General features: G+C 71.6%; 22 protein-coding genes. 6 read left to right on the top strand and 16 right to left on the bottom strand.

The features are described from left to right. Window positions 1-155 precede the first annotated feature (155 nt). Window positions 156-1,430 (top strand): DUF4185 domain-containing protein, encoded by a 1,275-nt coding sequence (locus IF67_RS0108995; RefSeq protein ID WP_030983888.1) that lies wholly within the window; start codon window positions 156-158, stop codon window positions 1,428-1,430. A 78-nt stretch (window positions 1,431-1,508) separates the two neighbouring features. Here IF67_RS0108995 and IF67_RS38940 read toward each other — a convergent pair whose 3' ends face one another. The 4 genes from IF67_RS38940 to IF67_RS0108975 all read right to left on the bottom strand — a co-directional run bounded on the left by IF67_RS38940 (window position 1,509) and on the right by IF67_RS0108975 (window position 5,038). Beyond that, window positions 1,509-1,856, bottom strand: a complete 348-nt coding sequence (locus IF67_RS38940) for a DUF1992 domain-containing protein (RefSeq protein WP_420708627.1) — start codon at window positions 1,854-1,856, stop codon at window positions 1,509-1,511. Window positions 1,857-2,028: 172 nt separating this feature from the next. Next, window positions 2,029-2,715 (bottom strand): GerMN domain-containing protein, encoded by a 687-nt coding sequence (locus IF67_RS0108985; RefSeq protein ID WP_030983887.1) that lies wholly within the window; start codon window positions 2,713-2,715, stop codon window positions 2,029-2,031. Then, entirely contained in the window at window positions 2,712-4,334 is a 1,623-nt protein-coding gene (locus tag IF67_RS0108980) for a sensor histidine kinase (protein ID WP_030983886.1), read from the bottom strand. Before IF67_RS0108980 ends, IF67_RS0108985 begins: the two co-directional genes overlap by 4 nt. Further along, window positions 4,331-5,038, bottom strand: a complete 708-nt coding sequence (locus tag IF67_RS0108975) for a response regulator transcription factor (protein WP_030983885.1) — start codon at window positions 5,036-5,038, stop codon at window positions 4,331-4,333. The genes IF67_RS0108980 and IF67_RS0108975 overlap by 4 nt, the downstream gene beginning before the upstream one ends. Window positions 5,039-5,171: 133 nt before the next feature. On the opposite strand from IF67_RS0108975, the gene IF67_RS0108970 reads away from it, so the two are divergent. Next, entirely contained in the window at window positions 5,172-5,960 is a 789-nt protein-coding gene (locus tag IF67_RS0108970; RefSeq protein WP_420708620.1) for a polysaccharide deacetylase family protein, read from the top strand. A gap of 125 nt (window positions 5,961-6,085) precedes the next feature. Here the strand turns inward: IF67_RS0108970 and IF67_RS0108960 are convergent, their stop codons facing one another. The 3 genes from IF67_RS0108960 to IF67_RS0108950 all read right to left on the bottom strand — a co-directional run bounded on the left by IF67_RS0108960 (window position 6,086) and on the right by IF67_RS0108950 (window position 8,985). After that, entirely contained in the window at window positions 6,086-6,499 is a 414-nt protein-coding gene (locus tag IF67_RS0108960) for an SsgA family sporulation/cell division regulator (RefSeq protein WP_030983881.1), read from the bottom strand. 219 nt (window positions 6,500-6,718) lie between these two features. Then, window positions 6,719-8,470, bottom strand: a complete 1,752-nt coding sequence (locus tag IF67_RS38935) for a PH domain-containing protein (protein WP_078889350.1) — start codon at window positions 8,468-8,470, stop codon at window positions 6,719-6,721. After that, the gene (locus tag IF67_RS0108950) at window positions 8,467-8,985 is read right to left on the bottom strand and encodes a PH domain-containing protein (RefSeq protein WP_030983876.1); all 519 of its coding nucleotides are present in this window, start codon (window positions 8,983-8,985) and stop codon (window positions 8,467-8,469) included. The genes IF67_RS38935 and IF67_RS0108950 overlap by 4 nt, the downstream gene beginning before the upstream one ends. A gap of 138 nt (window positions 8,986-9,123) precedes the next feature. On the opposite strand from IF67_RS0108950, the gene IF67_RS38930 reads away from it, so the two are divergent. Continuing rightward, window positions 9,124-9,927 (top strand): TetR/AcrR family transcriptional regulator, encoded by an 804-nt coding sequence (locus IF67_RS38930; RefSeq protein ID WP_051817816.1) that lies wholly within the window; start codon window positions 9,124-9,126, stop codon window positions 9,925-9,927. A gap of 205 nt (window positions 9,928-10,132) precedes the next feature. On the opposite strand, the gene IF67_RS0108940 is transcribed toward IF67_RS38930, so the two are convergent. Beyond that, window positions 10,133-10,546, bottom strand: coding sequence for an SsgA family sporulation/cell division regulator (locus IF67_RS0108940; RefSeq protein ID WP_030983867.1), 414 nt, complete (start codon window positions 10,544-10,546; stop codon window positions 10,133-10,135). A 457-nt stretch (window positions 10,547-11,003) separates the two neighbouring features. On the opposite strand from IF67_RS0108940, the gene IF67_RS0108935 reads away from it, so the two are divergent. After that, window positions 11,004-12,188, top strand: a complete 1,185-nt coding sequence (locus IF67_RS0108935) for a WD40/YVTN/BNR-like repeat-containing protein (RefSeq protein WP_030983865.1) — start codon at window positions 11,004-11,006, stop codon at window positions 12,186-12,188. A 400-nt stretch (window positions 12,189-12,588) separates the two neighbouring features. Here IF67_RS0108935 and IF67_RS0108930 read toward each other — a convergent pair whose 3' ends face one another. Continuing rightward, window positions 12,589-13,095 (bottom strand): MarR family winged helix-turn-helix transcriptional regulator, encoded by a 507-nt coding sequence (locus tag IF67_RS0108930; protein WP_030983864.1) that lies wholly within the window; start codon window positions 13,093-13,095, stop codon window positions 12,589-12,591. A gap of 83 nt (window positions 13,096-13,178) precedes the next feature. Continuing rightward, a complete protein-coding gene (locus IF67_RS0108925; protein WP_051817815.1) occupies window positions 13,179-14,930 on the bottom strand; it encodes an FUSC family protein in 1,752 nt (583 codons plus the stop codon). 423 nt (window positions 14,931-15,353) lie between these two features. On the opposite strand from IF67_RS0108925, the gene IF67_RS0108920 reads away from it, so the two are divergent. Further along, window positions 15,354-15,971, top strand: a complete 618-nt coding sequence (locus IF67_RS0108920) for a TetR/AcrR family transcriptional regulator (protein ID WP_030983860.1) — start codon at window positions 15,354-15,356, stop codon at window positions 15,969-15,971. A 65-nt stretch (window positions 15,972-16,036) separates the two neighbouring features. On the opposite strand, the gene IF67_RS0108915 is transcribed toward IF67_RS0108920, so the two are convergent. From IF67_RS0108915 to IF67_RS0108900, 4 genes are all read right to left on the bottom strand, one after another. Further along, on the bottom strand, window positions 16,037-16,348 hold the full coding sequence (locus IF67_RS0108915) for a hypothetical protein (protein ID WP_030983857.1): 312 nt from the start codon (window positions 16,346-16,348) through the stop codon (window positions 16,037-16,039). 337 nt (window positions 16,349-16,685) lie between these two features. After that, window positions 16,686-17,489 carry a DeoR/GlpR family DNA-binding transcription regulator gene (locus tag IF67_RS0108910; RefSeq protein ID WP_030983855.1) on the bottom strand — a complete coding sequence of 268 codons (804 nt, stop codon included), beginning with the start codon at window positions 17,487-17,489 and terminating at the stop codon, window positions 16,686-16,688. 127 nt (window positions 17,490-17,616) lie between these two features. After that, the gene (locus IF67_RS0108905; RefSeq protein WP_030983853.1) at window positions 17,617-18,498 is read right to left on the bottom strand and encodes a class II fructose-bisphosphate aldolase; all 882 of its coding nucleotides are present in this window, start codon (window positions 18,496-18,498) and stop codon (window positions 17,617-17,619) included. A gap of 53 nt (window positions 18,499-18,551) precedes the next feature. Beyond that, complete coding sequence (locus tag IF67_RS0108900; RefSeq protein ID WP_030983851.1) at window positions 18,552-19,457, bottom strand: SIS domain-containing protein; 906 nt, start codon at window positions 19,455-19,457, stop codon at window positions 18,552-18,554. 335 nt (window positions 19,458-19,792) lie between these two features. Here IF67_RS0108900 and IF67_RS0108895 point away from each other — a divergent pair, with 335 nt between their 5' ends. Then, window positions 19,793-21,253 carry a sugar porter family MFS transporter gene (locus IF67_RS0108895; protein WP_030983849.1) on the top strand — a complete coding sequence of 487 codons (1,461 nt, stop codon included), beginning with the start codon at window positions 19,793-19,795 and terminating at the stop codon, window positions 21,251-21,253. A gap of 147 nt (window positions 21,254-21,400) precedes the next feature. Here IF67_RS0108895 and IF67_RS0108890 read toward each other — a convergent pair whose 3' ends face one another. Further along, window positions 21,401-21,700, bottom strand: coding sequence for a YciI family protein (locus IF67_RS0108890; RefSeq protein ID WP_030983847.1), 300 nt, complete (start codon window positions 21,698-21,700; stop codon window positions 21,401-21,403). Between the two features lie 163 nt (window positions 21,701-21,863). Further along, a complete protein-coding gene (locus tag IF67_RS0108885) occupies window positions 21,864-23,285 on the bottom strand; it encodes an amidase (RefSeq protein WP_030983845.1) in 1,422 nt (473 codons plus the stop codon). Window positions 23,286-23,544 lie beyond the last annotated feature (259 nt).

Genomic DNA, 23,544 nt, shown 5'->3' with positions numbered 1-23,544 from the left:
ACCTCCCATGATTCTTCATATTTATGCGTCGGAAGGGGCACGTGGGGCGGGTCGGCCGTATGGCACGGAGTCATCTTTTTCCGTACCGGACGCGCCGCCCCAGGCCGTTCGGCGGCGGTTCAGTACGGTGGCGCGGCACCCGACCGAGGAGCGCCATGTCCAAGGGGCCGATGATCCGCACCGCGGCCGTCGCCGCCCTGCTTCTCGCCGTCGCGCCCCTGTGGGGGCTGCCGCGGGCGGCTCCCTCCGGCCGGGTCGCGGACTGCACGGGGCGCCGGATCGCCTCCTGGTCCGTAGATTCCGGGCATACCGCGGAATTCGCTCGTTATGGCGATGACAACGCCCGTATGGACGACTGGACCGGCGGGGACGGCACCCACTCGGTGCGCCTTCCCGACGGCCGCACCCTCTGGCTCTTCTCCGACACCTTCCTCGACCGGATCCAGCCGCCGCCCAACCCACAGGGGCAGAAGCACCGTTGGCGCACCGCCGACACCGGCGGCGTCCCGCTGCTGCGGCACAACTCCGCCCTGGTGATGTCCCGTTCGGGCCGGCTGGAGCGCACCCTGACCGGCGGCCCCGCGGGAGCCCGCGGACCGCTCTTCCCCGCCCCGCCCGGCGGTGGCCTGCGCTGGCCGGTGCGCGCGAGCGTGGAGCCCCGTACGCCCGGCACACCCGAGAAGGTCGTCCGGGTGCTGCTGTGGAACCGCGCGCCCGGAACCGGACCGTGGATCTTCGGCGTGCCGCACGCCACCGAGGTCGCCACGCTGTCGCTCCCCGCCCTGCGCCTCGAAGGCATCACGGAGACCGTCGGCCCGGCCTCCGTCGCAGAGCCGGGCCGACGCGTCCTCTACGGAGCGGCGGCGGTCCGCGACGGCGGCTGGACCTACGTCTTCGGCAGTGATGACCCGCCCTCGACACCGGCCTCCAGCGCCTTTCTCGCGCGCGCCCCGGCCGGGCGGCTCGCGGACCGCGGCAGCTGGCGGTTCCGGGACGGCGCCCACTGGCGGCGGCAGGCCGGGCGGGCCGGACCGGTGCTGCGGGCCGGTGGCCGGCGCGGTGTCGGCAGCGCCTTCACCGTCGTGCGCGACGGCCCGGCCTGGGTGCTGATCACCATGGACACCGGGGGAGACGGTGCGGCGGGGATGCGGACGCTCACCAGCTACTGGTCCTGCTCACCGTTCGGCCCCTGGCACGGACCGAACGGCCGCCTCACCCCGCCCCGCCCGCCGGCCCCCGACCCGCACCATGTCGCCGTCTACAACCCCCAGGTACACCCGGAATTCACGGCAAACGGGGAGTTTCTGCTCAGTTACGACGTCAATTGGCTCGGCCCGCCCGGCGTCCCGGCCGACCCCCGGGTCAACGGCGATGTGGAGCTCTACCGGCCGCGCTTCCTGCGCGTACGGATGGGGCCCGCCGGGCGGTGACGACGGCGGTGCCGGGCGCTGGGTGTGGAGCGGTGCGCCTGGTCGCCGACGGGCCGGCCCGGAGACCGTGTCCGCGCTTCAACTCCCTTGCTCCTGGCGCCACTTACCGGCCACCTCGTCGATGTCGAACGGTGCGAGATTCAGCGGCGGGCCTTCGAGCGGCGTACGGAGCGCCGCGTCGATCCGCTCGTTGACCGCGGTCAGGATGCGGCGCAGCGCGGCCTCGGTGGGAGCATGGACCGCCGCCTCCAGGGCGTCCTCGGCCTCCTTGCGCAGTGCGAGGCTCGGCGGCAGACAGGAGAGATTCTCCCGGCTCATCTTGTCCTTGATCCACCACATCTCGTCATACGGCTGGTCGAGGTGGGGGAGCGGCTTGCCGGCACCGGAGAGGTGGGCGAATTCGCCGCGCTCCGTCGCCTCACGGATCTGTTTGTCGATCCAGGTCTCGAAGCTGACACCGGGGGGGTTTGCGCTCGGTCATCGCGTGAGTCTCCCGAGGTTTCCGGGGCCGGTCGGCCGTTCCTCTTCCGGACGCGGTGCGGGGTGGGCGGATGCCCGTCTTCACGGTAACGCCGGGCGGGCCCGTGGGGGCGGCCGTTCAGCCCGTCGGGCCCGGTTCCACGCCCGTCGGGCCCGCGTCGGTCCCGCCCGTGGCGGTCCGGGTCGGGGCGGGCGGGGCGGTGCGGGTCGGGCTCGGCTCGACGACGGGGAACGCGTTGTTGCCGCCGCACACCATGGGGCCGACCCGGACGGATTTGCTCACCAGCGTCACGGTGACCTCCCCGGGCGGCTTGTTCCCGGGCACCCGCGCATTGGCCGCGGTGCACACCAGCTGGTTCAGCGAGGCGGAGTCCAGCAGCTTGACGTCCATCGGCAGAGTGATCACGACGCTGCCCACGCGGGTGGCGGCGGTCAGCGGGCCGGGGAACTTCGGCAGCACGCTGGACAGGCCGCGCATCCGCTCGGCGTGATTCGGTCCCTTCATCAGCACCTCGATGGCCTGCTCCGGGCCGACCGGTGTCTCCGCCCGCCGGGTCGCGGAGCGCAGCCCGGACGGTCCGTAGAAGAACAGCTGGACTTCGGCCTCGGGCTGGCCAGGTGACCGCACGCCGGTGGCGGGCTCGCCGGCGTCGATGACATCGGTCGGCGCGATACCGCAGCCGGCCAGCGCACCGGCCAGGGCCCCGGTGAGCACGACGGCCGGCACACCGGTGAGCACGCCGGTCAGCACCCGCCGCCGGGCCCGCGTCGCACACAGGGCGTTGAGGGCGTTCATGGCGCTCATGCGTGGGTCTCTTTCCCGGCTTCGAGGCGGGTGCCGCCCCGGTCGTCGTCCGCGGTCCGCTCCCCGGCCGCCCCTGCGTCGTCGGCCGCCCAGGCGTCGTCCGGCGGGCCGGAGCACCCGTCGCCCGCCGGCTCGCCCGCCTCCTCGTGGCGCAGCGGCAGATCCACCGTGAACACCGCGCCGCCCTCGGGGGCGTTGGCGGCGCGCACGGAGCCGCCGTGCAGCCGTACGTTCTCCAGCGCGATGGCCAGACCCAGGCCGCTGCCCTCCGAGCGGGCGCGGGCGGAGTCCGCTTTGTAGAAGCGGTCGAAGACGTGCGGCAGGACCTCGGGGTCGATGCCGGGGCCGCTGTCGGAGATCTCGATCAGCAGCCGGTCCGCCCCCGGCTCGGGGGCGTGCAGCCGTACCCGGACCGGCTCGCCGCCGTGGTGCAGGGCGTTGCCGACCAGGTTGGCGACCACCACATCGAGCCGCCGTGGATCGAGCCCGGCCCGTACGTTCGCCGGCAGGTCCGCCGACACCCGCTTCTGCCAGGCCCTGGCCTGAAGGGTCTTGCGGATGGTCTCGGCGACGTCCACCTCGTCCAGATGCAGCGCCGCGGCCCCCGCGTCGAACCGTGACACCTCCATCAGGTCCTCCACCATCCGCGCCAGCTTCCCGGTCTCCTGGCTGATCAGCCGGACCGCGGAGGCGGTGTCGGGGTCGAGGGAGTCGGCGTCCTCGTCGAGCACATCGGTGACCGCGGCCATCGCCGCCAGCGGCGTCCGCAGCTCGTGGGAGACATCGGCGGCGAACCGGCGGGAGTTGGACTCCAGGCGGCGCAGCTCGGCCATGCTCTCCTCCAGCCGGGCCGCCATGTCGTTGAACGTCCGGGACAGATCCGCGATCTCATCGGCGCCCTTGACCTCCAGCCGGGTGTCCAGCTTGCCCTCGGCGATCCGCCCGGCGGCCTGCCGCAGGCCCCGTACGGGCCGCAGCACACCGCGCGCGGCGAGCAGCGCCAGGACCACGGTCAGCACCAGCACCGGCAGCGCGCCCCGCTGGGCGGCGCTCACCAGCGCCTCGACATTGGACTCCTCGGCGCTCAGCGGGAGCTGGGCATAGACCGACAGCGCGGAGGCCCGGCCGTCGGACTGCCGCACCGGCATCCCGATCAGCAGCCAGGGGTCCCCGCTGCGGTCCACGCGCTGGAAGGCCGGCACATGGCGCTTCTCCACCGACTCCTTGAGGCCGGCCGGTACCACGACGCTGCCCCGCAGGTCGCCTTCGCCGGTGTCCCGTACGCCGCTGTAACGTACCGAAATGTCCCAGTCCCGGGACTTCCCGGAGCGCTCCAGCTGGACCCGCAGGGAGTCCAGATCCGCCCGGGACGGCGGCACCGGGAGTTCCGGCGCCAGCGAATTGACCTGCGCCCGCAGGTCGTTGACGGCGATGTCCTGGGAGCGCTGGAGTATGGCGTTACGGGCCTCCTGGTAGGTCAGCAGCGCGGTGGTCAGCGCGCTGAGGGCGGCCACCACCAGGAATCCCACGACGAGCCGGGCCCGCAGGCCCCGCAGCAGCTGGGGGTTCCCCGGCCCCAGAAGGGGCAGGGCCGGCACCCGGCCGGCGAGGCGCTTCACAGGGGCCCGAAGCGATAGCCGAAGCCGCGCACGGTCTGGACGTAACGGGGGCTGCGCGGGGTGTCCTCTATCTTCGTCCGCAGCCGCATGACACAGGCGTCGACCAGCCGCGCATCGCCGTGGTAGCTGTGCTCCCACACATGCTCCAGCAGCTGCTGGCGGCTGAAGACCTGCCCGGGAGTGGCGGACAGGAACAGCAGCAGCTTCATCTCCGAGGGGGCCAGTGCCAGATCCTTGCCGCCCTTGCCGACGACCAGACCGGCGCGGTCTATGGCCAGTTCGCCGTAGCTCTCGACCGGGGCGGGGCCCGGCTCCGCGGCGGCCGGAGTGCCGTCGGCGGGCAGCGCCGTGCGGCGCAGCACCGCGCGCATACGTGCTTCGAGGACCTCGCCGCGGGCCGGCTTGATGATGTAGTCGTCGGCCCCCGCCTCCAGCCCGAGCACCACATCCAGGTCTTCGCCACGGGCGGTGAGCATGATGATCGGCAGCTGCCGCTCGGTACGGATCAGCCGGCAGACCTCGAAGCCGTCCTTGCCGGGGAGCATCAGATCCAGCAGCACGATGTCGGGGCGGAAGCCCGGCAGGAGCTCCAGCCCTTCCTCGCCGCTGGCCGCGGCCGCCACTTCATGGCCGCGCCGCCGTAGGGCCAGGGACACTCCGTCCCGTACGGCGGCGTCGTCCTCGATCAGAAGTACACGTGGCATGGGTCCAGTATCAATAAGTTTCATGATGGATCGGTAACAGGAGCAGCCTGCCCGGACTCTGCTGCATCTCACGTGGTGCAAGGCGGTGCGTGGCACACACACCCACCGCCGTCGGTACGCACACGAGCACGGTATGAGGGACGGGATCGGGATGGCACGGCGCTTCGGCATGGAGAGCGGCATCATCGGGGTGGCTGCGGCGGCAGTGGTCTCACTCGCGGTTGCGGGGACGCTCGCGTTCGGCAACTTCGGATCGGCCTCCCAGGCCGAGGCGGAAGGCGTCGGGGCCAAGGCCAAGCGGGCGGCCCCCGTCGCACCGGTCGATTCCTCCATCGTGCACGCCTCGGACCGCCCCGGCCGCAGTCTGAACATCACCATCGACGACGGCCCGGACCCGGTCTGGACCCCGAAGGTGCTCGACGTGCTGAAGAAGTACAACGTCAAAGCGGTCTTCTGCATGATCGGCCCGCAGGCCAAGGCGCACCCGGACCTGGTCAAGAAGGTGGTGGCCGCCGGGCACAAGCTCTGTGACCACACCATCAGCCACAACACCGGCATGGATCACCAGCCGGAGAGCTACCAGTCGCAGCAGATACTCGGCGCGCAGAAGATGATCGAGGAGGCGGCGGGCGGCGCGCAGGTCGAGTACTACCGCGCCCCCGGCGGCGCCTTCACGCCCTACAGCCGGCAGCTGGCCGCGAAGCACGGTATGCGGCCGCTGGGCTGGAACGTCGACAGCAAGGACTTCGAGGGCGGCACCGTCGAGGGGATCGAGGCGACGGTGCACAGCGAACTCCCCAACGGGCCGACGGTCCTGTTCCACGACGGCGGGGGCGACCGCTCCCGGACCGTCGAGTCGTTGGACCGGCTGCTGCCGTGGATGCAGCAGCAGGGTTACGGGTTCGGGTTCCCGAAGCGCTGAGGGATGACCGGGAAGTCCCGCCGTCCGCCTGCCCCGGCCTTACGCCGTGAACACCTCGCCCTGCTCCATGCCGTGCCTCACGCTCGGCCTCCCGCCGTGCCTCATGCCGCGCCCCACCCTCCGCCTCACGCCGCGCCGAACAGCTCCGCGAGGCCGCGCTCCATGCCGAGGTGCGCCAGCTCGCCGCCCGCGGGCACGGCCTCGTAGGAGCGGGCGAGGAACAGCCGGGCATCCGCGGTCTTCAACTGGACCATGGCGATGCCCTCCTCGGCGTGGAACTCCATCACCGTGCGGTCCGGGCCGGACGGCCGCACCCGCACATCGCCCCGCCCGGCCGGCGCCCGCAGCCCCTCGTCGAGCAGCTCGCGGGCGAACGCCCAGTCCACGGCGGAGCCGTCCAGCGAGATCTCCGGCGGGAAGAACATCCGTACCGCCAGCGGATCGGCGGGCTGATAGTGCAGCACCGCCGGCACTGCATGCGGGCCGAAGGCGGTGGCGATGAGGCGGACCTGGACGGCTTGGTCGATGACTGGGTTCATCGCGCTGCTCCCTCACGGCTGCCGGGTCATGGGCAATGGCTCGTCCAGTAGGACGGTGTGCCCGCGCTCGCCGTGCACGCGACATGTGTGTGATGTATCTCATGTTGTCGCAGCCTTGTCCGGCGGTCCGCCGCACGTCGTGTGCGGGGCGTCCCCACCGGAACGGTTGTCAGCCGGCCAACAGTAAGGACACATCCCTCACGTGCAGTTCTCCCGCCGCTACGGCAGCCGTTGTTCCGGCAGGTGCGCCGGTGTCCCGGGGTGCGTCAGGAACTCCTCCAGGATCCCCGGGGCCGCCGCCGCGGCGAAGCCCGGGGCCTCGGCGGCCGCGAGGTCCGGGATGCGATAACCGTCCTCGCCCGCCGCGACCGCCGCGGTGAGCGTGACCAGACCGGCCCGGCGGCTGAACGGCGAAGTCGAGAACGTCCAGGCCGCGATGGCCTCGCGCTGGAGGGCGAGGGTGTCACGGCTGAAGGTGCCCGAGCGGGCGACCAGATACGGGCCGTCCACGCCGTGCCCCAGATTGCGGTACGCGTCCCGGGCCAGCCACAGCACGACCGCCGTGGCGACCACCGCGTAGATCCAGGCGCAGTGCAGCAGCACGGGGGTGAACACGGCGCCGAGACCGGCGAGGACGGCGGTGCCGGGCAGCACCGCCCACAGCAGCCCGCGCACCCGGCGCCGGCGAAGGGCGACGCGGGGGTGCGGTGCCAGCGCTGCCGGTGACGTGCTTCCCGGGAAGGGCGACCGCAGGGCGCCGCCCGCCACCCGCAGCGCCTCCGGACGGGGCGCCGGCGGCAGCAGCCCGCTGCGCTTGCGGTTCTCCTCGCGGTTGCCCAGGCCGCCCGCCACCGCCCGCACCAGGGCCCCGCCGCCGGCTCGCAGCAGCAGCGGTTCGCGCAGCAACACTCCGCGCAGCCGCGCCCGTTCGATGGTGACCGAGCGGGTGGTGAACAGGCCGCGGCGCACCCGCAGAGTGCGCGAGTCGGTCCACTCCAGGCAGTAGTTCCACCAGTTCTCGACGTACAGGGCGAGGGCGCCGACCGAGCCGAGGGCGAGGATGACGAGCAGCGCGGCCGGAACCGTCAGCCAGAGTGCGCTCGCGCCGAATTCGGCGAACGCCCGCTGGACGAAGCCGAGTTTCCAGGCCTCGATGCCGATGCCGTCCAGGACCCGGTAGGCCGAACCGGCCACCACGAACACCCCGCCGACGACCCAGAAGGTGAGCGGCGCATACCGCAGCCAGCGCCAGCTGATACGGGCCACCTCGGGGTCGTTCGCGACCGCCTCGGCATCCGCGTAGGCGAGCAGTTCCGCACGCAGCCGTTCCGCCTCCGGGGCCGCGAGCGCCTCCAGCGACAGCTCGCTGCGGCCGTCCCCCGAGCCCGCCGTACCGGCCCGCAGCACGGTGACACCCAGCAGCCGGTGCAGCGGTGACGCCGTCAGATCGACGGTGCGGATGCGGTGCAGCGGCACACTGCGCAGCCGCCGGGTCAGCAGCCCGCTGCGTACGTCGAGGGTGAGGGCCGGGTGGCCGTGGCCCCCGCCGACGGCACCCTCTCCCGTGCCGTCCGCACTCCGGGGGAGGGCGACACGGAACTCCGTACGGGCCCAGCGGATCAGGCCGATCGTGGTGACGACGGCGAACGAGGCGGCGATGGCGGCGAGCGTGAACCAGGCCCCGGTGGTGATCCGGCCCCCGGTGGCCAGCGCCGTCAGCGCCAGCGAACCGAGCGGTGCGGCCATCCAGCCGCAGTGCACCAGAAGGGTGCGCGGATCCAGCCGCCGCCACTGGGCCGTGACGGAGGGGGTGGCGGGGTGTGTGCCGGATGCGTCGGGGTGTGTGCCGGGTGTGCCGGATACCTCCGGAAGTGGGCCGGGTGTGCCGGGGTGGGTGCCGCGTACGGCGCGGTCCAACCCGGGTGCGTCGTGGGCCGTGCCCGGGATCTCGGGGTCCAGGGGCGCGCTCATGCGGCATCACCCGGCACGTCCTGTGCCGCCTCGCCGATCCGCCGGGACAGTTCCTCGGCGTCCGCGTCGGACAGCCCCGCGATCTTGATGTCGCCCGCGGTGGAGGCGGTGGTGACGGTCACCGTCGCGAGCCCGTACCGCCGTTGAAGCGGGCCGCGCACCGTGTCCACCGTCTGCACCCGGGTCAGCGGTGCGATCCGCCGCTTCTGCCAGAACCAGCCGCCGGCCGCGTAGACCGCCCGCTCGCCCAGCTCCCAGGCGTGCACCGCGTACCGCCACCGCGGCATGACCACGAGGTAGCCCACGGCCGGCAGGACGAGCACGACCAGCAGGAGCGGGCCCAGCCACGGCAGTGCGCCCGGGAAGAAGAGGAGGGACAGGACCGCCATGGTCAGTGCGGTGAGCAGCATCGGACCGCTGAGCGTCAGCAGTGCCTGGACCGTCCACCAGCGACGGGCCCGGGGGTCGACACGATGGCGGGGCGGGCGCAGCAGTGGGGCGGCGGGCTCGGGCATGAGGGGTCACCGGTTTCCAAGTCAAGCGTATTGAGTGGCGATACGTTATAACGGTACAAGCGACTTGTAAAAGCGGGCCGGGTCTCCCGAGCCGGAGCCACGTGCGAGGGACCGCGCACTGCATGAGGGAGGTCATCCGTGCCCAAGAAGGTGGACCACGAAGCCAGGCGCCAGGAGATCTCCGAGGCGCTGTGGCGGATCGCGAGTACCCGCGGGCTGGACGGCGCGAGCCTGCGCGATGTCGCCGCGGAGGCCGGTATCTCGCTCGGCCGGCTCCAGCACTACTTCCGCACCAAGGACGAGATGCTCCTCTTCGCCCTCCGGCACATCAACCGGCTCGCCGCGGACCGGATTCGGGCACGCATCGAGTCGCTGACCGAGGAGCCGACGCCCCGCCAGGTGCTGCGGGCCTGCCTGTCGGGCATGCTGCCGCTGGACGACAAGAGCCGCATCGGGCTGCTGGTCGGTGCCGCCTACTTCGCCCGCGCCGTCCACGACGAGGCCCTGCGCGCCGAGGCCGAGAACGGCATCCCTCAGCTCCGTGCCTTCTTCGCCGACCAACTGCGGCTGGCCGCGGACCGCGGTGAGCTGCCGCCGGAACGCGCCACCGAGGACGAGGCGATGCTGCTGATCAGCATGGCCGACGGCCTCGCCACCTACGTCCTGCTGGGTGTGCACGACCCCGGCACCGCGCTACGGCTGCTGGATCTGCATCTGGCGAACCTCTTCGGGGCGGAGCGGGTGGCGGAAGGGCCGACGTCCTCCGGCTGCGGGGCGGATGCGGCGCCCGCGCCCGGAGGAGGTGGAGTGCCACGGCCACCAGGAGGAGGTGGAGTGCCGTGTTCGTCCGGAGAAGGGGAGGTGTCGCCCTCGTCCGGAGGGGGGAAGGCGCCGTCTTCGTCCGCCGGTGAACGTCCGGTATCGGCGGCGGAGCGGCCTTGAGGGGAGTGCGCGCCGAACTCGTATGTGCGACCGCCTCGGTGAAGCGCCTCTTCGCCACCGGCGCCCGCGTCTTCGCCTGCGTCTGCGTCTGCGCCTTCGTCTGCGCCTTCGTCTGCGTCTGCGTCTGCGCCTTCGTCTGCGTCTGCGCCTTCGTCTGCGCCTTCGTCTTCGCTATCCGCTTCGCCTTTGCCTTCAGAGGCGAGTCCTACGCCTCGCGCAACAGGGCGGCGAGATCGGCCTCGACATCCAGGTGTCTCGCCTCGTCGCCCTTGGCGACGAGGTGGTAGGACCGGGTCAGGAAGGCCCGCAGCTCCTGTGCGTCGAACTGCACCACCGCCATACCGCTGACGGCGTGGAACTCCACCACCACGTCATCGGAGTCGTACGGCCAGATCTGCACATCGCCCGCCCCGGCCGGCTCGCTCAGGCCCTCCTCCAGCAGGTCCCGCCCGAACGTCCACGTCACCTCCGCGCCGTCCAGCGACGCGGCGGGCGGAAAGACCAGATGCACCGCGAACGGATCGGCGCGGTCGTAACGCAGGCTCGCCGGAATCACCTGCGACCGGGGAGCGGTCGCGATGAGACGGGCCTGAACGGCTTGATCGATGACGCTGGACATCGCCGGCTCCCTTGCATTCGGTGCGGATCGTTGGGTCTTTGACCACTAGGACGCGTAGGGCATCCCGCCAGGTGCATTGGATTCCTGCGTGACCTGCGTCACGGGCCTTTGGATGTACGCATATGCCCTCTTTGCTGTGCGCCCGGAGCGGGTGACCGGGCCTCAAGGGCGTGAAGTGATGGCCCGTCAGGCACTTCGGGGCGGTCAGGCGCGGGGGCGAGTGGGCGCGTCGGTGGCGTACCGGCGGGGCCTTGGCGGTGCGTTGGTGGTGCGCCGTGATCGCGACCCCGTCGGCTGCCGGTGGCTCGCGCTGTTTCCGCGAGCGGGGGGCGGTCTGGACGGCGCGGGCGGGCTGGGCTAGCTTCCAGCCCAAAACCAGAGCGGGGTGGGGCGAATGCGGCGCACGGGACGCTTGTTGTGGGAGAGCTCGGACCGGGACACGAGGCGGGCGCGGCGCATGCGGAAAGCCCGGCGCTGGGCGGCCGTAGCGGCCGGCGCGGCGGCGCTCGCCACGATGGCATCCGGCCCGGCGTCCGCCGCCCGGCCGACGGACACCGACGCGTACGGGCCCACACACGCGAGCGCGCACGGAACCAGGGAGGCGCGTTCGTACGCGGCGGCACCGGCTGCGGCCGGCGAGCCGGTGCCGGCGGCGTCGCTCACCACCCCGCACGCCGGCTGGCGGCTCAAGGACAGCGGCAGCACCGCCCGCTTCCGGGGTCTGGCGGCCGTCAGCCGCACGACGGCCTGGGTCGCCGGCACGGCGGGCACCGTGCTGCGCACCCACGACGGCGGCAAGCACTGGAGGGACATCTCCCCGCCCGGCGCCGGGGAGCTGGAGTTCCGTGACATCGAAGCGCTTGATGCACGCCGCGCGGTCGTCCTCGCGATCGGCGAGGGCGAGGCCTCACGCGTCTTCCGGACCGACGATGCCGGCGCCACCTGGAGCGAAAGCTTCCGCAACACCGATCCTCGGGCGTTCTACGACTGCCTGACGTTCTTCGACCGGCGGCACGGCATCGCACTCAGCGATCCCGTCGACGGCACCTACCGCATCCTGTCCACCGCGGACGGGGGCCGCAGTTGGCGCGTACTGCCGTCGGACGGCATGCCGCCGGCCCAGAAGGGCGAAGCCGCGTTCGCCGCCAGCGGCCAGTGTCTGGTGTCGGCGGGCCGCCGTGATGCCTGGATCGCGACCGGCGGGGCGGCCACCGCCCGCGTCCTGCACACCGCCGACCGCGGCCGTACCTGGTCGGTCACCGACACCCCCATCCCGGCGGGCGACCCGGCCCGTGGCGTCTTCGCGCTCGCCTTCCGCGACCGCACCCACGCCCTCGCGGTGGGCGGCGATTTCCGCCCCGACCAGCCCTCGCCCCATGCCGCCGCGGTCAGCGACGACGCCGGTGCCACCTGGATACCGGCCGCCGGACCCCCGAAGGCCTATCGCTCCGGCGTCGTCTGGCTCCCGCACTCCCGGCGCCTCGCCGTGGCGGTCGGTCCGTCCGGCAGCGATCTGACACTCGACGCCGGCCGCACCTGGCACACCTTCGACAACGGTTCGTACGACACCGTCGACTGCGCCCCTGACCTGGGCTGTTGGGCCGCCGGCGAGCGGGGCCGGATCGCACGACTGGAGCCGTGACGGCGAGCCTGACGCGGAACGGGCGCGCCTACTCGGCGCGACGGGCGGGCTGAGAAGGAGGCGGGTGGACCGGGGTGGCGGCGGGCGAGGGTCCGGCCGGGCGCTCGGGGTGGCCGGCCCGGGATGGTGGACGGGCGAGGGCCTCGGGCGAGGGCCCCGGGCGTCTGACGGCCTGCTGCGCGCCGCGGCCCACCCCGGGCCACCCTCACCAGGGCAACCCCCGCCGCCTCGGTTCGCCGCCCCTAGCCGACTTCGCCCCCTGGCCAGGTCGGCCCCTTGGCCAGGTCGGGCCCCGCCGGGTTCGCCGCCCCCCGTTGGGGCCGTAGCCCCACTACGCCTACTGGGGGCACCTGGGGGCACCTGGGGACCTGGGCTCACCGCCCACCCACGGGCGCCTTCCTCACTCCATCAGGCTGCCGAGCCGTCCCTCCAGCACCACCAGCAACTCGCCCAGCGCCTCGGAGAGTTCCTCCTGCCGCTGATCGCCGATGCCGTCGAGCAGCGCCGCCTCGTACCGCAGCTGTTCGGGCAGCAGCTGGTCGATGGTCTCGCGTCCTTCGTCGGTGAGCGAGAGATGCGCGACGCGGCGGTCCCGGTCGTCAGGGCGGCGGGAGATCAGCCCACGCTCCTCCAGCTGCCGTACACGTTTGGTCACCGCGGCACCCGACGCAAAGGTCTCGCGGGCCACCCGCCCGGGGGTCAGCTCGCGGTCCATCCGGCGCAAGGTGCCGAGGATGTCGAACTCGGGACGGGTGAGCCCGGCCTTCCGCAGCGGCGCATCGGCCGCCTGCTGAAGCAGCGCGGAACAGCGGTTGAGCCGCCCGATCACCGCCATCGGGCCGGTGTCCAGCCCGGGGTGCACCTGCTGCCACTGGCGCAGCACCCCCGCGACGATGTCCTCGGTCACCCGCACACTCCTCTCGGCCATGCCGTACGCCCCTAATTGTGCCTGCCGCAGGCCGCCTGAACCGCGCCGGGCGGGCGCACGGGTCAGGCGGCCGGCACCGGTGCCGAGAGCCGCCGTACGAGACCGGCCAGTGCCCGGTGGCCCTGCTGCTCGGCATGGGCGATCCGCTCCTCCGGAAGGGCGCGCTGCCACCACTCGCCGGCCGCCACCTCCACGGCCTCGCGAAGCTCGACCAGGCCGCCGGCCAGCCGGTCACGGGCCCAGCCGGTCTCCCGTGCGTCGTCCGCCCCGGACGCGGGCCCCGTCGCGAGGAGCCGCGATGCGGCGGACTCCGCAGTCGTGACCCGGTCCAGGGCGACCTCGATACGGTCGGCGGCCCGCCGGTTGGTGACCAGCACGCAGCAGGCCAGGCCCACCGCCGCGCCCACCACGGTGTCGATCCAGCGGTCCGCGATCAGTGTCCTCGCCGGCAGCCGACTGCCGAATTCGGTCAGCAACAGTGCCATCGGCGTGACCCACACCGAGCCGAGCCAGTAATTGCGGGTGATGCAGGCCTCCGCGCCGAGCTGGCAGGCCAGCGCCAGCACGATCATCGCGAGCTGCCCGGCGTGCAGCAGGGGCAGCAGTGCGGTGTAGAGCAGCAGACCGAGCAGATTGCCGAGCGTGCGTTGCAGCGCCCGCTGCCAGGAGAGCGTGGTGTTGGCCTGGTGGATCGAGGCCGCGGTGACCACGGCCCAGTACGGATGACCGACGCCGACGGCCATCGATGCCCAGCCCGCCAGCACACCCCCGGCGGCGACCCGCGCGCCTATGGGCAGCAGTGGTGACCCGGGCGCGAGCCGGGCGAGCACCCCGGGGCGACCGGGCGCGGGCCGCCGTGGTTCCCGCGCCTCGTCGGCGACGCCCACCAGCTCCTCGGTCTCCGCAGTCGAGAGCGCGATCTCGGGCAACGGCCGCCCGCTGCGCAGCTCAGGCGCCCAGCCGGTGAGCCGCTCGGCTTCCGCCGCCGCGGACCGGGGTTCGTGCCCGAGCGCCGACTCGGCGCGCACCAGCAGCCGTTCGAGCCCGGCCCGCGCCGCGGCCTGCGCCGGTGTGTGCGCCGGGACCAGGAACAGCGTGTGCCAGGCCGCGTTCACGGCGGCCGCCGCGGTATGCCGGGCCTGTGCCACACCGGCCGGTTCCACCCCGCCGGGGCCAGGTTCCGTACGCAGCAGCCCCGCGGCGGCCTCCAGCGCACGGGCGGTGGCGATACGTTCCGGCCCCCGCGGCCGTATCAGCGCCGGCGCCATGCAGACCAGCCAGGCGAGCCCCCCGGCGCCGAGCGCGAGCGCAAGGTGCAGGGGCACCTGGCCGAGGTGCTGCGGCACGAAGAATGCCGACGCGGCGATGAACGTCAGGATGAGGTTTCCCGGCGGGCCGATGCGCGTGGCGTCACAGACCATCTTGTGGACCGCGGCCACCAGCGAGGCCAGGACGACGAGCAGCGCGGTCGAGGTGGTCAGCGAGGCGGCGGTCAGTGCGACGCCGAGGCCGGCGACCATGCCGAGCACCACCCACAGCAGCGTGCGGGCGCGCGCTGCGTACGGCAGACCGTGCGCGTAGAGGGCGCACATCGCCCCGGCCGAGGTGTACAGGATCAGATCCAGCCGGCCCAGGGCGAACAACGCGAAGTCGGGTACGGCCAGCGCCGCCACCGCGCTGAGTGCCGGCTTGTGCCAGATGTCGACGGGGCGGCGCAGTCGCACGGCGCTCCTGATCGGCAACGGCCGGACGCGCACCGCGCTCCCCGGCGCGGTGCGCGCGTTCTTCCCGGCCGGTCTGGCGTGCTTCCCCATACGAGAAGGTTAGCAGGTATTTTACTAGTGAAATACACGCCTCTCGCGTCCGGCCGTTGCCGACAGGCGCCACGCAAGCAACCGGAACCAGGTGCCCTGTAAGGAACGGCACCCAGGCGCGATGTAAGGAAGACGACAAAGGGGAGTGGCAGAGAAGCGGGGAAGCGAGACGAGGCAGCGAGGGGCAGGGCGGGGAGAGTCGGCGCGGGGCATTGCGCGAGGCAGTGGGGGCAGCGCGGGGGAGATGAGCGGCAGCGCGGGGCCGCGGCCACGGCAGCGCAGATGGCAGAGCGGGACGACAGAGGGGGACGGGAGCGAGGGACGCCGGGGAGGGACGACGGAGCGGGACGACGGAGCGGGACGACGGAGCGGGACGACGGAGCGGGACGACAGAGAGGGGACAGGCGGGGCGACAATGGCCAGGTGCCAGCCGCCAAGAAGAAGACGACGACCGCGAACGCGTCACCGGAGCGCCGCCGCGAACTGCTCAACATCGCGGCGGAGGTTTTCGCCGCACACGGCTACAACGCCACCACCGTCCGCCGTATCGCGGACGAGGCCGGGATGCTCGCGGGCAGCCTCTACTACCACTTCGATTCCAAGGAATCGATGCTGGACGAGATCCTGTCCAGCTTTCTGACCGAGTTGTGGGACGGCTATGACGCCGTACTCGCCGCCGGACTCGGGCCCCGAGAGACCATCGAAGCCCTGGTCACCGAGTCCTTCCGGGAGATCGACCGGCATCGCGCGGCCGTCGCCATCTACCAGAAGGAGTCCAGGCACCTCGCCGCCCAGCCCCGTTTCGGCTACCTCTCCGACTCCCAGCAGAAGTTCGAAAAGGCCTGGCTGGGCACCCTGGAACGGGGCGTGGCCGACGGGGTCTTCCGCGCCGACCTCGATATCCGGCTCACCTACCGCTTCGTCCGCGACACCGTCTGGGTCGCGGCGAGCTGGTACCGGCCGGGGGGACAGCACAGCCCCGAGGAGATCGCCCGCCAGTACCTCTCCATGGTGCTGGACGGCATCGCCGCACGCGTCTGACCCGCGTCGGCAGAGGCAGCGGTCTCCGCATCATCGAGGTGCGGTGCCCTGCCGGCGGCGGTCGCTCAGCAGGGAGTGTTCTTCACATACAAGGCTCGCGGCGCCCAGGTCGTGCCGTAGCGGACGTCCTTTGTCGCACCCTTGGGCAGTCTGCCCTGGGGGTCGCGCCGATGTGGGACGACGATGGTGAAGCATGCGGTCCGCCGGGAGCACAGATTCGTCAGCCGGAAGTAGCGCTGGTGGCCCTTGTTGAAGTGCTTCCGCACCACGACGCAGTGCGGCGCCCGCTCGGCGGCCGCAGCGGTCGAGGCGCTCGTCAGTGTCAGAGAGGCACCGCACGCCACCGTTGCCAGCGCTATGGCCATGATCTTCCGCACGTGATCTCCCCCGTTGGAAACTCGGATCCCCGGCGAAGCCCACATCGGGTTCGCACGTTCATTCCCCATTGTCCATACCTGCTCAGGGGAAATCAGCCCCGGGGGCCACACAGGGACACAAGCGCGACACAAGCGCGGCCCTTTCGGAATGGGCCCGGGGGTGCAGGGCGCGAGGCGGGGTGTCGTGCCCGGCTACCCACAGCTCATCGGCCCGCACATAGCGCAACGCGCGACGTGTCGGCTCCGCCAGGTTCTCCGCTACGTCCTGCCACGCCCAGCGGTGACTGCCGGTGGTCCGGTGTCGTGTGGCGGCCGATGGTTCGGCTTGCGTGGGGTGTCACTCGTCGGCAGACGGGCGTGCCGTCACCACTCTCAGTCCTCGGTCCGCGAATTCACGGCGGGTTGCCTCCTTCGCTCCGTTGTCCGTGATGAACGTGTCAAAGACATCCGCGTCGCCGACTCGGGCGAAGCAGCGCTCGCCGATCTTCGATGAGTCCGCGACGACCACGGCACGCCGGGCACGCTCGGCCATGAGGCGGTTGACCCGGGCCTCCGCTTCGTCGTGCACCGTGGCTCCCATCAGCGGGTCCATTCCGTTGGCGCCGATGAAGGCGATGTCGATGGAGATCTGCTGTAGCACCAACTCGCTGAACGGTCCCACCAGTTCGAACGACCGCGAGTGTGCCACCCCGCCGGTGAGCACGATCTTGATCTGCGGCCGCACGGCCAGCTCATTGGCGATGTTGAGGGAGTTGGTGACGATCGTCAGATGCGGTTGCGGGCCGGCCTCCGCGAAGTCCGGACGGGTGGCAAGCACCCGGGCGATCGCCGTGGTCGTCGTCCCGCCGCTCAGCCCGACCACATCACCCCGCTCGACCAGCTTCGCCGCGGCCCTTGCCACTGCCTCCTTCTCCTCCGACCGGTGGGCGTGCTTGTAGCGGATCGGCAGGTCGTACGCCACGGAGCTGAGCACCGCCCCGCCCCGGGTGCGGGTCAGCAACTGCTGCTCGGCCAGGGCGTCCATGTCGCGCCGCATCGTGGCGGCCGAGACCTCCAGCTCGGTCGCCGCCTCCTCGACGTCCACCCGGCCCCGGTCCCCGAGCAGCTCGAGCAGTGCGTTCATCCGTTCATGGCGCTTCATGACGCGAGCCTAATTCGTCCCAGCCGGCCATGGTGACGCGCGGTAGGCGCCCTCGCACTCCACCGTGGCGGACCATTCCGACCGCTCCGGCGAAGCGCCCCCGGGAGGGCCGACGCCGGCTGCTGTCTCACCCCCGGGCGGGCGCCTGGGCCGCGTACTGGCCCGGAACCGTCGCCGGAGTGCCCAGCACATCCAGCAGTCTCGCCGCTTCCTCGGCCACCGCCTCCCGGGCGGGCTTGATGTACTTCCGGGAGTCGACGAGCGACGGGTCGGCGCCCAGCGTGTGCCGTATCGAGCGGGTGAAGACGGAGACCAGATGAGTAGAGATATTGATCTTCGTCATTCCGGCGGCGATGGCCCGCCGCAGCTCGTCGTCCGGCACTCCCGAGGAGCCGTGGAGCACCAGCGGCACTGGCAAAGCGGTGTGCAGCGCCTCGATGAGGCCCTTGTCCAGTACGGCCGTGCGCTCATGCATCGCATGTGAGGAACCGACGGCCACGGCGAGGGCGTCCACACCGGTCGCGCGGACAAAGGCCAGGGCCTCGTCCGGATCCGTGCGGACCCCTGGCGCATGGACCCCGTCCTTGCCGCCGACTTCGCCGAGTTCCGCCTCGACGTAGGCGCCACGGTCATGGCACCAGGTGGTGAGTTCGGCGGTGGTGGCCACGTTCTCCTCGTAGGGAAGAGCGGAGGCATCCACCATGACGGAACCCACCCCGGCGGTGATGCCCTGGCGGACCAGTTCCGCATCGGTGATGTGGTCGAGGTGCACCGCGATCGGGGCCGTCGATCCCTCGGCGAGGGCAAGGGTGGCGCGGGTGATGGGCAGCAGGCTGCCGTGGTAGCGGATGCAGTTCTCGCTGATCTGGAGGATCAGCGGGATGTCCGTGCGCTCGGCGGCGGTGACGAGCGCCTCGGCGGTCTCCAGATGGATGACGTTGAAGGCCGCGGCACCGACCCGCGCCTCACGCGCGGCGTCGACGATCGATGAGGTCGGAACGAGGGGCATGGGACGCTGACTCCCTTGCGGGCAGGGCTGGTTGACGTGGAGGAGGCGGGACTCTACGAGGCGGCCGGCGCCTCGAGCATCACCGAACGGGTCAGGCTGCGGGGGTTGTCAGGGTCCAGGCCGCGGGCACGGGCCCGCTCCAGCGCCACTCGCTGGACGAGCACCAGATCGGCCAGCGGATCGCGCGCATGGCGCACGAAGTGCGCACCGGTCCGCAGTACATCGGCCTCCAGCCCCTCCGGTGCCTGACCGAACAGCCAGGTCACCCGGCCGGGTGCGGCTATCGCGATCGGACCGTGGCGGTACTCCAGCGCGGGGTAGGACTCCGTCCAACTCTGCGACGCCTCACGCATCTTGAGCGCCGCCTCATTGGCCAGGCCGAATGTCCAGCCTGTGCCGAGGAAGGAGAACTGTTCGGCGTCCACCCACTCCTTCTCCACCGGCGCGGCCAGCGCCTCCTCCGCATCGGTCACCGCCCGGGAGATGTCCTCGCCCAGATGCGCGCGCAGCAGTGTCAGCGCCGTGGTGGCGAAGCGGGTCTGCACCACCGATTTCTCGTCGGCGAAAGGAAGCGCGACCGACTCGTCGGAGACCGCCACCGCCGGCGTCCCGGGGTCCCCGATAAGGGTCACCGTCGGGATGCGCCCCTTGACGGCCTCGAGTACGCGCAGCACCTCGGTCGTGGTGCCGGACCGGGTGATCGCGACCACCGCGTCGTAGCCACGGGCACTGCCGAGGAACGCCTCGGAGGCGGCGAAGGGATCCGTCACCCCCTGTCCGGCCGCCTCGCGCAGCGCCGCATACGACTGCGCCATGAACCATGAGGTGCCGCAGCCGACGACGGCGATGCGCTGTCCGGCCTTGGGCAGTCGGCTTGTCGCCGCCCCGATCCGCGCCGCTTCCCGCCAGGTCTCCGGCTGGCTGTGCAGCTCCTGCTCCATGTACGAGATCTCGCTCATGGCCCGCCCTCCCATGCTGTGCATCTGATCGATCGTGCTGCACGAAACTGCAATATTTGAGTTCGTTGCAATCGACTGTACGCAGAAAGTTGTGAGCTTTCCATCGCTCGTACGAGTGGATGCGCCAGAGGGGAGAGGTGGAGCGGTGACCTGGTAGGGGCTCGTTCTGCCGTTCGTCCAGGGAGGACGCGGGGTCCAAACGGGGTGGATGCGGGAGGGTGGAGGCACAGAAAGAAAGTGTTGACAGCTGCGTGAAAGTCGCCGAATACTCGCAAGTTCAGTCACGCAGGTTCCGTCATGCAGCAAGGCCCGCTCCGCCGCACAAAGGACTCCCCATGTCCATTGCCACGCTCTCCGCGACGCCCCCGCCGCCGTCGTCCAAGACCGCACACCGCACCGGCAGGCTGTTCGCGCTCACCGGCGCCGTCGTCGGCGTCATCTACGGCTATGACACCGGCAGCATCTCCGGTGCCCTGGTGTTCCTGAGCAAGGACTTCCATCTCACCGAGGCCGAAAAAGGCCTGGTCAACAGCATTCTGGTAGGCGGCTCCATCGTGGGCGCGATGATCGGCGGCAAGCTCGCCGACGCCCTGGGCCGCAAGGCCGCGATGCTGATCGTCGCCGGCTCGTACGCCGTCTTCGTCGCACTCTCCGCCCTCGCCCCCACCGTTGTCGTGCTGGACGTCGTACGCTTCCTGCTCGGCATCGCCATCGGCATCTCGATCGTCGCGGCCCCGCTCTACGTCGCGGAATCGACCCCGGCACGTATCCGCGGAGCCTCCGTCGCCGCCTACCAGGTGGCCACGGTCGCGGGCATCGTCATCACGTACTTCGTCAACTGGGGCCTGTCCGGCGGCGGCCACTGGCGCTGGATGCTCGGCCTCTCCGCGCTCCCCGCCGCACTCGTCATGATCCCGCTGCTCAGGTTGCCGGACACCCCGCGCTGGTACGTCCTCAAGGGGCAGACGGAACGAGCCGTCGAGGTCATGGCCATGACCGACCCGGACGTCGATCCGCGCACCGAGGTCGCGGCGGTGGGGGCCGCGCTCACCGAGGAGAGCGGTGGATCGGCGCGCTCCTTGCTGCGCAAGCCGTACGCCCGGGCCGCACTCTTCGTCGTCGGCCTCGGATTCTTCTGCCAGATCACCGGCATCAACGCCGTGACGTACTACAGCCCGCAGATCTTCGAGGAGATGGGCTTCACCGGCAGCGGTCAGAACTTCCTGCTGCCGTCCTTCGTCCAGCTCGCCTCGCTGGCCGCGACGGTGCTCGCCCTCCTCGTCATCGACCGGCTGGGCCGTCGGGTGGTGCTGCTCAGCGGCATCGGCACGATGGTCGTGATGCTCGCCGTCCTGACGGCGGTCTTCGGTACGGGCGAGCTGCACGGCGCCACGACCTGGGTGGGCTTCGCCGCCATCCTGCTGTTCACCGCGGCCTTCAACTTCGGCTTCGGATCGCTGATCTGGGTCTATGCGAGCGAGGCGTTCCCCGCCCAGCTGCGCTCGACCGGCGCTTCGGTGATGCTCACCGCAGACCTGGTCGCCAACCTCCTGATCGCCCAGTTCTTCCCCTCCCTGATGGCCTGGGCGGGTGCGGCCCGGACCTTCGCGGGCCTCGGCGTCCTCGCGCTCGCCGCACTGGTCTTCGCCGCCGTCACCGCGCCCGAGACCAAGGGGCGCCAGTTGGAGGAGATCCAGGGCTACTGGCGCAACGGGGGGCGCTGGCCCGCGGCGCCGGCTCCGGTAAGTCCCGGCGCGCTCAGTGGTTCAGCGCTGCCGCCGACCACGACTTCGTAGCCGGGCAGGTGACGAAGTGACGGACGGGATGTCGGGTGTGCCCCGCGCGCCGGGCGTCCAGGGCGAGGCCTGTGCTGTGACACATGCACCGAAACTGCTGCCCGGACTGCTGGATCTCCGGCGGTCCGGGCCGGAAGGGACGGTGCCTCAGGAGGGCAGCTGTTCCCTGTACTGCTCCAGAGCCGGCGCGGTCGTCGTCGCCACGAACTCCGTGATCCGGTACTCACACACCCCGGCAACGGAGAACGGGTCCTCGGCCACGATCCGCTCGACGGTCGCACGATCCGTCCCGGCGGCGAGGATCACGCCCCCGTCACGCGGCACCTTGCGTCCGGCGGCGATGAAGTGCCCTGCGGCGTACTCCTTCTGAAGCCACTCCACATGCTCCGGAAGGGCGGCGTCGACGCGTTCGAGGGGCGCGGTATAAGTCAGTTCCAGTACGAACATAGCTGCAATATAGACAAGGCGTCCGACAGGCGTGCGCCTCCTCCTGGAAATGCGCAGGCCAGGGTGGAGGCGCGCGGTGCCTCGCCGGTTGCCGGCGCGGTCTCCTCCGGGAGCGTCCCGAAGTCCCGGAAGGGTCGCGGGCACGGGGGCCAGGACGCATCGGTCAGGCTGTGGGCAGGTCCGGGCGACGCCGCCCGTGCCGTGTCGCGCTCTCGTATGCATGGCCGGCCTGGAGGACGGCGAGATCCGCGCGCGGGGCCCCGATGAACTGAAGTCCCACGGGCAGGCCGCCCGGCGTGAATCCCGCGGGAACCGAAAGGGCGGGCACGCCGAGGACGGAGACGAGATAGGCGGACTGCATCCAGTCCAGATACGAGTGGGTGGGCCGGCCCGCGACCTCCCGCGGATACTCCAGCTCCGCGTCGAACGGCGTGACTTGGCTGACCGGGGCGAGGAGCAGGTCGTACCGGGAGAAGAAGTCCAGCATGCCGAGGTACAGCCGGCTGCGGGTCCCGGTGGCGGTGTTGAGGTCGGCCACGGTCAGCCGGCGGCCCTGCTCGATGTTCTGGACGATGCTGGGTTTGAGGGCCTGCCGGCCGGAGTCGAGCAGACCGCCGAGCGCGAGGTCGAAGCTGTGCGCCCGCAGCGTACGGAAGGATTCGTCGGCCCCTGTGAGGTCCGGGCAGGCGGCATCAACATGGCAGCCGAGCTCTTCCAGCACCCCCAACTGGGGCTCCAGTACGGCTAGTACGTCCGGATCGGCCGGCGCGCGTCCCCCGAAGTCGGGTGTCCAGGCGATACGGAGACCGCGCAACTCGCGGTCGAGCGGCACACGGAACGCCTCGCCGGGCGTCTCCAGGCTGATGGGGCAGCGTGGATCCGGACCTGCCATCGCCGACAGCAACAGCGCGGTGTCGGCAACGGTCCGCCCCATGGGGCCGGGGACCGACAGGGTGTCCCAGAGATTGCCGCCGGGGTGCCGGGGGACGCGTCCGGGCGTGGGACGCAGCCCGACCACGTTGCAGAAGGACGCCGGGTTGCGCAGCGAGCCGCCCATGTCGCTGCCGTCGGCAAGGGGTTGCATCCCGGCAGCGAGTGCCGCGGCGGCGCCTCCACTGCTGCCGCCGGCCGAACGCGTGGTGTCGTATGGGTTGCGCGTGGTGCCGAAGACCGGGTTGAAGGTGTGTGAACCGGCGGCGAATTCGGGGACGTTGGTCTTGCCGAGCCGGATGGCGCCGGCCCGTTGCAGTCGTTCGACCAGCAGATCGTCCTCGTCGGGGATGTGGTCGGCGAAGAGCGGTGAGCCGTGTGTGGTGCGCATCCCGCGGGTGAGGTGAGTGTCCTTGAACGCGATCGGGAGGCCGTGCAGGGGCGGGACGGCGGCGCCCCGGACGAGGCGTTCGTCGGCGCGCGCGGCGGCGGCGAGTGCGCCCTCGGGATCGAGCGTGACAATGGCGTTGACAGCCGGATTGACCTGCTCGATGCGGTCCAGATGCGCCTGGACGACCTCCCGGGCCGAGAGGTCGCGGCGCCGCAACCGGGCGGCGAGGTCGGTGGCGTCGAGCTGGTGCAGCGCGTCGGGCATGAAGACCTCGGAAGGGTTGAGGGAGGGGGCGGTGGCGGTGAACGAGGTGCCCTCTTGTCACCTGCCCTCACCCGCCTCGGCGGCACCGCCTGGACGGTCATCGGGTCCGGATTCAGTCCCACCACGGTACCCAGCACCACTGACAGTGAGCCGTGAGCCGTGAGCCGTGAGCCGTGAGCCGTGAGCCGTGAGCCGAACCGACAGCGAGCCATGCGCCGATCCGCCCGGCCGGGGCTCGTTCACCGGTTCGGTAGCGTGG

It is taken from the genome of Streptomyces sp. NRRL S-1813, from assembly GCF_000719605.1.
In the GTDB taxonomy this organism is placed as follows: domain Bacteria; phylum Actinomycetota; class Actinomycetes; order Streptomycetales; family Streptomycetaceae; genus Streptomyces; species Streptomyces decoyicus.
This window is presented reverse-complemented; position numbering and strand designations above follow the sequence as displayed.

Coding starts and splice junctions, on each gene's coding strand:
- IF67_RS0108995 (WP_030983888.1), top strand. CDS start 156: ATGTCCAAGGGGCCGATGATCCGCACCGCGGCCGTCGCCGCCCTGCTT.
- IF67_RS0108985 (WP_030983887.1), bottom strand. CDS start 2,715: ATGAGCGCCATGAACGCCCTCAACGCCCTGTGTGCGACGCGGGCCCGG.
- IF67_RS0108975 (WP_030983885.1), bottom strand. CDS start 5,038: ATGCCACGTGTACTTCTGATCGAGGACGACGCCGCCGTACGGGACGGA.
- IF67_RS0108970 (WP_420708620.1), top strand. CDS start 5,172: ATGAGGGACGGGATCGGGATGGCACGGCGCTTCGGCATGGAGAGCGGC.
- IF67_RS0108960 (WP_030983881.1), bottom strand. CDS start 6,499: ATGAACCCAGTCATCGACCAAGCCGTCCAGGTCCGCCTCATCGCCACC.
- IF67_RS38935 (WP_078889350.1), bottom strand. CDS start 8,470: ATGAGCGCGCCCCTGGACCCCGAGATCCCGGGCACGGCCCACGACGCA.
- IF67_RS0108950 (WP_030983876.1), bottom strand. CDS start 8,985: ATGCCCGAGCCCGCCGCCCCACTGCTGCGCCCGCCCCGCCATCGTGTC.
- IF67_RS0108940 (WP_030983867.1), bottom strand. CDS start 10,546: ATGTCCAGCGTCATCGATCAAGCCGTTCAGGCCCGTCTCATCGCGACC.
- IF67_RS0108935 (WP_030983865.1), top strand. CDS start 11,004: ATGCGGAAAGCCCGGCGCTGGGCGGCCGTAGCGGCCGGCGCGGCGGCG.
- IF67_RS0108925 (WP_051817815.1), bottom strand. CDS start 14,930: ATGGGGAAGCACGCCAGACCGGCCGGGAAGAACGCGCGCACCGCGCCG.
- IF67_RS0108910 (WP_030983855.1), bottom strand. CDS start 17,489: ATGAAGCGCCATGAACGGATGAACGCACTGCTCGAGCTGCTCGGGGAC.
- IF67_RS0108905 (WP_030983853.1), bottom strand. CDS start 18,498: ATGCCCCTCGTTCCGACCTCATCGATCGTCGACGCCGCGCGTGAGGCG.
- IF67_RS0108900 (WP_030983851.1), bottom strand. CDS start 19,457: ATGAGCGAGATCTCGTACATGGAGCAGGAGCTGCACAGCCAGCCGGAG.
- IF67_RS0108895 (WP_030983849.1), top strand. CDS start 19,793: ATGTCCATTGCCACGCTCTCCGCGACGCCCCCGCCGCCGTCGTCCAAG.
- IF67_RS0108890 (WP_030983847.1), bottom strand. CDS start 21,700: ATGTTCGTACTGGAACTGACTTATACCGCGCCCCTCGAACGCGTCGAC.
- IF67_RS0108885 (WP_030983845.1), bottom strand. CDS start 23,285: ATGCCCGACGCGCTGCACCAGCTCGACGCCACCGACCTCGCCGCCCGG.